The organism is Pedobacter alpinus (assembly GCF_042684645.1).
In the GTDB taxonomy this organism is placed as follows: domain Bacteria; phylum Bacteroidota; class Bacteroidia; order Sphingobacteriales; family Sphingobacteriaceae; genus Pseudopedobacter; species Pseudopedobacter alpinus.
This window is the reverse complement of the sequence record NZ_JBHULV010000005.1, coordinates 39,630-46,853: the sequence shown is the minus strand read 5'-3', so window position 1 is coordinate 46,853 and position 7,224 is coordinate 39,630. Positions and strand designations below refer to the sequence as shown.

The 7,224-nt window shown below is 30.3% G+C and carries 6 protein-coding genes; 4 read left to right on the top strand and 2 right to left on the bottom strand.

Annotated elements, in window-relative coordinates:
- Positions 1-438: 438 nt before the first annotated feature.
- Together ACFSSE_RS01055 and ACFSSE_RS01050 are read left to right on the top strand one after the other, a co-directional pair.
- Complete coding sequence (locus tag ACFSSE_RS01055) at positions 439-759, top strand: hypothetical protein (protein WP_379041058.1); 321 nt, start codon at positions 439-441, stop codon at positions 757-759.
- 21 nt (positions 760-780) lie between these two features.
- Positions 781-1,962, top strand: coding sequence for a hypothetical protein (locus ACFSSE_RS01050; RefSeq protein ID WP_379041057.1), 1,182 nt, complete (start codon positions 781-783; stop codon positions 1,960-1,962).
- Here ACFSSE_RS01050 and ACFSSE_RS01045 read toward each other — a convergent pair whose 3' ends face one another.
- Positions 1,963-3,012, bottom strand: coding sequence for a DUF2971 domain-containing protein (locus tag ACFSSE_RS01045; RefSeq protein ID WP_379041056.1), 1,050 nt, complete (start codon positions 3,010-3,012; stop codon positions 1,963-1,965).
- Positions 3,013-3,100: 88 nt separating this feature from the next.
- Positions 3,101-4,252, bottom strand: coding sequence for a toll/interleukin-1 receptor domain-containing protein (locus tag ACFSSE_RS01040; protein ID WP_379041055.1), 1,152 nt, complete (start codon positions 4,250-4,252; stop codon positions 3,101-3,103).
- Between the two features lie 132 nt (positions 4,253-4,384).
- Between ACFSSE_RS01040 and ACFSSE_RS01035 the strand changes: the two genes are divergently transcribed.
- Positions 4,385-5,410 (top strand): hypothetical protein, encoded by a 1,026-nt coding sequence (locus tag ACFSSE_RS01035; protein WP_379041053.1) that lies wholly within the window; start codon positions 4,385-4,387, stop codon positions 5,408-5,410.
- A 110-nt stretch (positions 5,411-5,520) separates the two neighbouring features.
- Positions 5,521-6,228, top strand: coding sequence for a hypothetical protein (locus ACFSSE_RS01030; RefSeq protein ID WP_379041052.1), 708 nt, complete (start codon positions 5,521-5,523; stop codon positions 6,226-6,228).
- Positions 6,229-7,224 lie beyond the last annotated feature (996 nt).

The following is a 7,224-nucleotide window of genomic DNA, read 5'->3' as shown; positions in this document are numbered from 1 at the left end:
TAACTGTAAATCAATTAGTTAATAATTCCGTTTTACGAAATCGGAAATTGTTCGGACAGATATGATTCAAAATTAAATTTTTGAATAAATAAATTTTGGTTTATTTAAAAATTACTATATTTGTTATAGTATTTGAGACAGGATAAACATCTGAGTGGTCTTGAAAAGGACAGGATATATTTCTGCGTAGTCTCAAAAGCCCCTTAAATGGGGCTTTTTTATTAAACAGCCTTTTCTGATTAAAGATAGAATAAATAAAGCCGCAATTGTATAGTGCAACTATCTTGACATAATCCAGATACTACTACACACTCCCTTATAACAAAATGCAGTGTAAAAAATCTATCTTAGATGATGCGTAAAATTATTTTTCTTTTCCTATTAACAGCTTTTGCTTTCCCAGCATTTAGCCATGCTTCGACTCCGCTCAGCATGACAATGCCAAAGCTCAGTAGTACAGATAGCATCCCTGCAAAACAAGCTAGCCAACATTACAATGAGACCGTTAAAATTTATGGTACTGTAAGCGGTGGTCGTTATCTAGAAAAATCTTTTATTACCTTACTAAATGTAGATGGTAATTTCCCTAACCATGCCCTTACTATTATGATAAAAGATATAGACCGTAAGAAATTTAGCTATGCACCGGAGTCTTTTTTGAAGGGGAAGAAGATTGTGGTAACGGGTAAGTTGGTGGAGTTTAAGGGTAAGCCGGAGATTATTGTTTCGGATGTTGGGCAGATTGTGGTTGTGGAGTAAAATATAGATTTATTTAATATTATGATTTCCCCAACACAAATAAGAAAGCCTGAAAATTGGCAAGATTTTGAAAAACTATGTAAGAAGCTTTGGGGTGAAATTTGGGAATGTTCTGCTTTTATCAAAAGAAACGGACGTGGTGGTCAAAACCAGAGCGGTGTAGATGTTTATGGCTTACCCAAAGGAGAAAAACAATATTTCGGTATACAATGTAAAGGAAAAGACGATTACTCTAAAAGTAAGTTATCTGAAAAAGAAATTGACCTTGAAATTGAGAAAGCAAGAAAATTCACTCCTCCTTTAAATACCTTAATTTTTGCAACTACTGCCGATAAAGATGTTAAAATAGAGGAATACATTAGAAAGAAAAATATAGAGAACATTGAAAATGGTCTTTTCAATATTGACATAGCTTCTTGGAGTGACATCGTAGATTTACTAGAGGAAAGAAGAAGTACTTTTAATTGGTATATAAATAACTGCCAATATAAGGATGCTTCTGATATTAGTGTTTTATTTGGTGATGAAGAAGAAATAGAAATTCACCCGAAATATATAAAAACCAGTAAAATATACAGATTAAAACGAGAAATAGATTATTCATTATTTCCTGATTGGGTAAATCCAGAACATCCTTTCGCTAAACAATTAGCTTCCATACAAAAATTAAGAGAACCAATATATTCAAGTCCATTTGATCGAAAAAAAAGAAAGATCGACCATAGGTGGTGTTCATTACCATTTAAAATTTACAATACCGGTTCAACTGTAATTGAAGATTACAAATTATTAGTACGTTTTGATAGAGATAAAGTTGAAGAAATTGATGATAAGTTTCGTTCTTTTAGCCCGGGTCCTTTATATAATCAAACATTAATTGTAGCAGAGAATGCTGAACGGATAAAAAACAGACAAGTTTTCCAATCGTCCGCCTATTATAACCACATAGAATTCATCCCAACAAATAAAATTTTAGTACAAGAAGATATTGTAAGGTTTGATGTGAGTATTATTCCTAAAGATAATGTAGAAGAAATTGAAGTAACTTGGGTACTTAAATCCCGTGATTTTAAAAAAGAAGGGAAATTAAAAATAAAAATAACTCCACATTACGAAGAAAACAGAGAGATAATTGAAGTAGAAAGTATCGAAGAATTAAAAGATAATGAGTTAATTATCACACCTAAAACAACCGAGGAATAATTACTTCATATATTCTTTGAGGTAAGAATTTATAATTTCAATATCATGCTTATAATTATTCGAAACATTTGAAATAATACTTTCACAATCTAGAAGTGTTTCTAATGAATGTCGATATCCTAAAACAACCTTATTGATCTTTAGAATCGGTAAACTTTTAATGAAATTATCTTTAACCCCATTATTATTATAAAACTTTTCAAGTTCAATATATTTTGTACTACCAAAAAGTGGTAATTCTAAATAAGAGTATGGATTACCATTTTGTCCGATTGAATGCCTAAGTTTTGCTGCCTGATTTTGTGCTGTTTTAGGTTCTAAACTATGTTCCTCATATTCATAATGTGATATCAATCTAATTTCTTCTTCGTAGTTCCAAATATCATTCTTGTGCATGCCCATAAATGCAAAAACAGCCTCAGGCAAATTCGTAATAGGTCTATTATTTTCAATTTGGAACTGCGAATGAAATCTCAAAAAATCAATGTATTTATCACGCTCGGCGGAATTTCCATATTGAATCCTTGCAAGCATATACTTATGCCAATCGGTATTAGGATTCAATATCTCAAAGACAATTGCAGCACCATATCCATCTCCTCCATAAAGTCTCCACATTGGAAACTTATCAGGTTGTGCAAGGTTATGAATTCCACAGAAAGAAACACTATGAAAGGATTTTCTAAATAAATTCAATTGAGAAGTTTCTATCCAATTAATCTCTTTAGCCATATAAAGTAATTCCTGTGGATCATTTAAAGATGAAAGGTTACTCAATCTCAGAAAGCCTGAATTCAAAATATTGAATAAGTTTTGTAAAGATGAAGTATAATGAATAAGATATTTTTGATCCGTAGAAGCATAATCAGTTCCTTCTACATTAGAATTCCGTAATGTTAAATTAAGCCTACAATTATACGGTTGCTCACCAGAAAACAGACTATACCTGCCAATTAATCTTATACCAGGATAAAAACTATTTAACCCTCTTAAATATTCTTTAATTATCTTATCTATATATGGAGTTTTCTCAGGACCTGAATTTGTCATAAATAAATTTTACTCTTATTAAATCTTTTTCTTCTCATTGATGTTATTGGTATACCTAGATTTTATCAAAATGATTACTATTCTAAAATTAAACAGCGATAGTTTCTTTCAAAGAATATTGAACCAAAGCATCAATTTTTTCTTGATAAACTGCGGGTAATTCAGATTTAATTTTCAACATATTAGCTAAGTCACTAATTAATTGATGTAATTGCGCTGCAACAGAGGTATTAAGTGCATTTATACCACTTAAAGGTCCTTTCAATAACTCATTGCCTTTTTTATTAGTCACTAATGGCACTAAAGGTTTTGACTGTCCCCATCTTGCTCCCAATTCAAATAAAACATAAGCTGAATTAATACTGTTATGAGATATTAATCCTAAAAGAACTTTACAATCGTTAACTTCATTCTTTAATTGCTGTTCTGTTGAAGCTCCCGCGGGTAAACGATAACCATCAACACTAGTACACCTAATTCTCTTGGCAGGTATCTTTAAACTAGAATTAATTAAATCTATTAAAAGTTTTGCTGTTTCAATATCTTGGCTACTGTGACTTATAAATATATCCATCAAACTATTTTTATTATGCTCTTTTATTTTGGGTTTAGCAGATAATATTTTCCTTTCTATTGTTTGCTTACCTTTTGCCGATATTTTAATATTCCAATTATTGTAGCTATTTTCAGAAGTAACTAATCCTGTTCGTTGAAGCTGTGACGCTATTTGCTCAGCCTCCTCTTCTGAATCCATATGAACTTCATTTAACCAAAAAATTCTATTCACAGACCAATAGGTGTCATGTTTTCTAAGATGATATAATTTATCCAAAAGGATTTCTTTTTTCTCTTCGATAGTTAAATCAAACCTTTCCTCTATAAAAGAGGTGTTCAGCATTAAAGAATCACTAATTTTAATTAAGTTTAGAATAGATTTTATATTAAAAATTTTATACTTAATCTCCTTAAATAAATCTTCTTTTCTATAGTCTAAATCTGCAAAACTATAGAATCTATCATTAAGACTCCTATAAATTAAATCTTCCAATCTTTTTAATAAGTCTTCAGATACATTTATAATTAAAAATTTATTGAAATTTCTACTAGTATCATCGAAAATGTTGGTAACAGCATTAAATTGTTCTTCATTGATTATATCAATCTCTAAAATCTTTTTAAACTCTTCTTCAAATTCTATAAATGATTTTTCAAATTCATTAAATAGAGTTAATAATTTCATATTAATAAGCAGGTTTAGCTCAAATTTAAAATATAATCTTAAATATTTTCTTAAAATGACCTGTTCTTAAAATCTTACTTTAATTTAAAATTCATGCGCTAATTAATATCTTCGTGAAAACCTTTTAAAAACATGATTAAAACTTTTACGCTATTAATTCTATCGATAACAACTTTAACTTCTTTTGCACAAGACCCCATTGTTTTGTTTGAAGGAAAAAAGAAGCTTCCTGGCTCAGAAGAAACTCATTTATACTATGGGTTCAAAAGTGGAGACCAATTGGTCTTTGATTTTAAGGAAAATGATGGTAAAGAATTAAAAGAACTTGAAATTAGCACTTACCCTGCTGGTGCTGTTTTTATGGATTATAAAACAACAAGCATCAACCAGAAAACACTTAAAATTATAAAAACAGGCATTTATGATTTTCGCTTTAAAAACTCTTCTTTAGCCCAAAGGATTGGCGAAATAAAAATACGACGGATTCCTTCAGATGCAGAAAGCGTTGATTTTAACTCCACTATTGAATGGAGAGCTATAAATGATACCATCCGCACCCCAATACAAGAAAAATATCTTATAAAAAGTGATACTGCAATAGTAACCATTGCCGATCAATTAGCAAAAGTGTCTTCACAAACGGCTATGAATGGTAATCCGAACATAACAATTGCTGAATTTTTATTACCTGAACACACTATTGCGTGGAGCTATTATTTAGGGGTTGGAAAAGAAGGTAACGATGCTTATTTAGCTGCTAAAGAAAAATTTGTAAATACAGCTGCTGCTGGGCTTTCAAAAATACCCGGTTATGGTACTTTAGGCGCATTAGCTTTATATGGTATCAATACTTTTAGCAAAGCGCAAGGAGGCGATAATGTTAAGTTCTATTTTATTGGTGATTATAATAATGCACTTTTATTTAAAAGCGGACAGGCTTTTATGCAGTTTAAAAATGGTGATATATTGAATGATGCAGGGTTGATGAAAGCCCCTTTAGCAGGTAAGGTGTATGTCGGCTTAATAAATGATAATATTGCTGAGCCAATTGAGGTAAGCATTAAGGCTTCTGCAATTACTGTAAAACAAGAATGGGGTATCAGAAAAGTAGAAAACATTTATGTAAGAAAATTACAGAAACCTTTTTTGATGCCTTAATTTAAAATAATAACGAAGCAAAACAATTTAATTAGCCAATTAGCACCGCAAGAAATTGGCTACAAAAGAAAGCTAGAGATTGAAAATTTAAATAATTCACTACTTTAAAGATGCGTAATATAACTCTTATTTCAACTATACATACGGAAAATGGTCAATGTAATTCTGATGAATTGCATGATATCCTTGAGGATATAAAGCCGGAAGTAATTTTTGATGAGTTAACAAGTGATTATTCCGACATGTTTTATAGCGATTCATTTGACACATATTACACCAACAAGATTTTACTTAATCAGCAACCTCCAGTTGTGCCACTTGAAGTAAAATGTATCAAAAAATATATCAAAGACCATAGCGTTGAAATTTTTCCTGTTGATATTGATATAAGGCAAAAATTAGCTGAGTATCAGGATGAGATTAACTATATGTTTCTAAAAATCTTTAAACACGAGGATTATATCAAGTTAGAGAGTGAAAGAGATGCTTTGGTAGCACAGGAAGGTTTTCAATACCTCAATAGTGATAAATTTTTAGATTTTTTAAATAGAAAGGAATCAATAGAAAAAAATATCCTGGAATCTGATATCGAGAATGAAAGGCTACTTAATACTTATAGATTATTTTATGCAGAGCATCGCGAGAACCGCGAGAACGCAATGATTCAAAATATTTATACTTACAGTGAAGGAAATCAATATGAACAAGCAGTGTTTTTAATTGGTGCCAATCATAAAAAGTCATTAATGCAAAAAATTATAGATTACGAAAAACTATCAGACATTAAATTGAATTGGACAATGTTTGGTGGTAAATAGAAAAGATGAATCCTAAACTGTCCTTAGAATTCCCCCAACTGGCTTAAGTCTTAACACAAGAGGGCTTTTTCAAAAGCCTGATTTGTGCCTATTTTAAAATCTGCACCTGCTTCAATTCCGCTGTTGTTCAACACGTTCATTAATATTCTTAAATTTTGTATAAGTATTAAAACAAACCCACACTCCCATTAGAGCCAACCGAAAGAAGAGGATTGCTTTCCCAATGTAGAGTCCAGCTTTAGAAGCTATTTTACTACATCCTTATCTTATAGATACTATGGTTGTCTACATTCAACTGGTTACCAAAGCTTGTCTTCAACTCCTGCATGTGTTAGTGGAAGGATAATTAAAAATTTTCATAGTGTATTAACAATAAAGTGAATTTAGTTTTTTTGATGGGTGAAGAATTAATTTTTTATGGTTAGTGGTTTAGTATTTTAAGCTAAAAATCCACTTTAATTTGAAATCAAATCTTTATCAATTACTGTAAAAAGCGAGATTTATTGAAGGCTATGTTTAAGGCTTCTTACAGCATGAATTTTTCAGCGTTTTTATATAGACAAATCAAAGAGTATATAAAAAATATTTTTCAATTTTTTTTAACTCTTGAGGTAAAGGGTTGTAAATTAAGCTGAAACATAATCAAAGGTTAATAAACAATATGTTCTATATTGTTATAAGATTTTAAATAAACTAATAAGATAAATAATTTTTTCATTTCCTTAAATTTCGTTTGCATTAAATCACCACTTAATTTAGCAATTTAAGTCAATTAAGAATTAAGAAAATAACTATCTATGAATAAATATTTACTCTTTACGTTAATAATTATAGTATATATTAATGTCGTTCAAGGGCAAACTCAACAACGTGATGATGCTGGTTTAAGAGGAGATTAAGGAGCAACTTCTGGTTTTTTTGAAACTAGCAACCCAATAAATTTCCCATCAGTTGCAAGTAGTTGGTGGCATTTGTTAGATGTGCGCCATAGCAATC

Coding starts and splice junctions, on each gene's coding strand:
- ACFSSE_RS01030 (WP_379041052.1), top strand. CDS start 5,521: ATGCGTAATATAACTCTTATTTCAACTATACATACGGAAAATGGTCAA.
- ACFSSE_RS01035 (WP_379041053.1), top strand. CDS start 4,385: ATGATTAAAACTTTTACGCTATTAATTCTATCGATAACAACTTTAACT.
- ACFSSE_RS01050 (WP_379041057.1), top strand. CDS start 781: ATGATTTCCCCAACACAAATAAGAAAGCCTGAAAATTGGCAAGATTTT.
- ACFSSE_RS01045 (WP_379041056.1), bottom strand. CDS start 3,012: ATGACAAATTCAGGTCCTGAGAAAACTCCATATATAGATAAGATAATT.
- ACFSSE_RS01040 (WP_379041055.1), bottom strand. CDS start 4,252: ATGAAATTATTAACTCTATTTAATGAATTTGAAAAATCATTTATAGAA.
- ACFSSE_RS01055 (WP_379041058.1), top strand. CDS start 439: ATGCCAAAGCTCAGTAGTACAGATAGCATCCCTGCAAAACAAGCTAGC.